A 1,773-nucleotide genomic window follows, 5' to 3' on the forward strand; every position below is an offset into this window, starting at 1 on the left:
TATTTGATCGGAGGGTGTAGAGGCTGTTTGGCTCAGCCGTTAAGGGTTTTCTACTCTTAAGAATCCCTCACTATAATCTTCGATGAGCGTGATGGGAGTGTCAAGATTGCTAATCCACAGCTTTACCGGATGACTCCCGAAGAATACCTGGAGTGGGAACCGACTCAGGAGATTCGTTACGAGTATAGCGATGGGGAAGTCTTCGCCATGACCGGAGGCTCGAAACCCCACAACCGGATTGCTTTAAATCTGGCCAGTGATCTAAATACTCACCTACAAGACAGTAGCTGTGAGGTGTATATCGCAGATGTGAAGGTAAAAATATCTTCAGTTCGTTCCTACCACTATCCAGATGTAGTAGTAACTTGTGATTCCAGAGATCAAGAGTCTAACCAGTTTATTCAGTACCCCTGTCTGATTGTAGAACTGCTCTCACCCTCTACAGAGGCATACGACCGGGGCAGTAAGTTTGCCAAATACCGCAAGCTAAAAACCTTGCAGGAGTATGTTCTAATCCAGTCAGAGACAATAGGAGTAGAATGTTTTAGGCGTAATCAGCAAGGGTTTTGGGTGCTTTATCCCTATGAAAAAGGGGATACGTTTCTTGATGCAATAGCGAGTGGGGGAAACCCCCAAGACCGCGCTGCATCGCTTACCCTCGAAAGTGTCAACTTTTCTGTAAGTTTAGAAGCACTGTATCGCAGAGTGACATTTGATTATAAATCCTAAATGAATTGTGATAATTTTTGTTCCCTTTTCCCTACTCCCTGTTCCCTGTTCCCTGTTCCCTTTAGTATATGACATCCCGAACACCCCGCTAAACATACTATTGCTAATTTAATTTTTTCCATCCTTGCTCAAGCTGATAACAAGTTAACAAGTGGAATGAAATATACCTCCGACTTTTTTACCTTGTTGCATCAAACTGTTGAATAAGTCTACAGCTAGTTTAGTATGGCCGATATAATACTCAATTCCGCTTTGACGGAGCAATTGCTCAGTTTCAGGACAGGTTTGTAGCATTAGTTGCATACCACGGGACAAAACGATAAACTCTATACCCTGTGCCAAAATTTCTTCGATATCGGCGGGTTGAATACCGGGCTGATGGCGAGTACCTGTAAGTTTCCAATCCCATTCCTTAGCACCTCCCGGCCATACTTTACAATCTTTAAATTGATAAGTTTGACCATTATTGGTTACCTCCATACGACCCCAAGAGATATGACTAATTAGACTTGTCTGAGATTTGTTCATAACTATTGCCTTTCTTTCTCGTAACTTCCCAAACTCTTACCCCTACTCCCTACTGTTGTAACCTATCGCTTCCATTCTTGTTTGGTTCTAGCCGCAATACACTAATACAGTTTATTTAACGGTTTGTTTATAAAAAGTTACCATCAAATTACCGATTTACTGTCTAACTCATCTACTTATAGTATAGGCGTTATTCTTAGTTATTCGGTCACCTAGTAATGAGATTATTACAAAAATTAAAATTTCTATAACTGCTTAAATAAACAACAACTACGTTGTCAAAGTAAAATAGCAAAGGGAACAAATAATTCTAAATTCTACATTCTTCATTCTTAATTCTACATTCTTCATTCTTCGCGTAAGCCATAACAAAACGCCTTCAGTTCCGGTTTGACAGAACTATTCGTTAAATAACTATGTACCAAAGCACAACCCCTAGCTAATAGTCCATCCAAGGTGTCCACCCGCCACAGCTTGATGGTATACCCGTCTAGGGTAGCCAGTTGCGTCCCATCT

At 41.1% G+C, this 1,773-nt stretch carries 2 protein-coding genes; one reads left to right on the forward strand and one right to left on the reverse strand.

The features are described 5' to 3' along the window. The first annotated feature begins 129 nt into the window (after positions 1-129). Positions 130-729 (forward strand): Uma2 family endonuclease, encoded by a 600-nt coding sequence (locus tag F6K49_RS45740; protein ID WP_293108901.1) that lies wholly within the window; start codon positions 130-132, stop codon positions 727-729. A 144-nt stretch (positions 730-873) separates the two neighbouring features. Here the strand turns inward: F6K49_RS45740 and F6K49_RS45745 are convergent, their stop codons facing one another. Then, the gene (locus F6K49_RS45745) at positions 874-1,257 is read right to left on the reverse strand and encodes an Mth938-like domain-containing protein (RefSeq protein ID WP_293108904.1); all 384 of its coding nucleotides are present in this window, start codon (positions 1,255-1,257) and stop codon (positions 874-876) included. Positions 1,258-1,773: the final 516 nt, after the last annotated feature.

Source organism: Moorena sp. SIO3I6 (assembly GCF_010672095.1).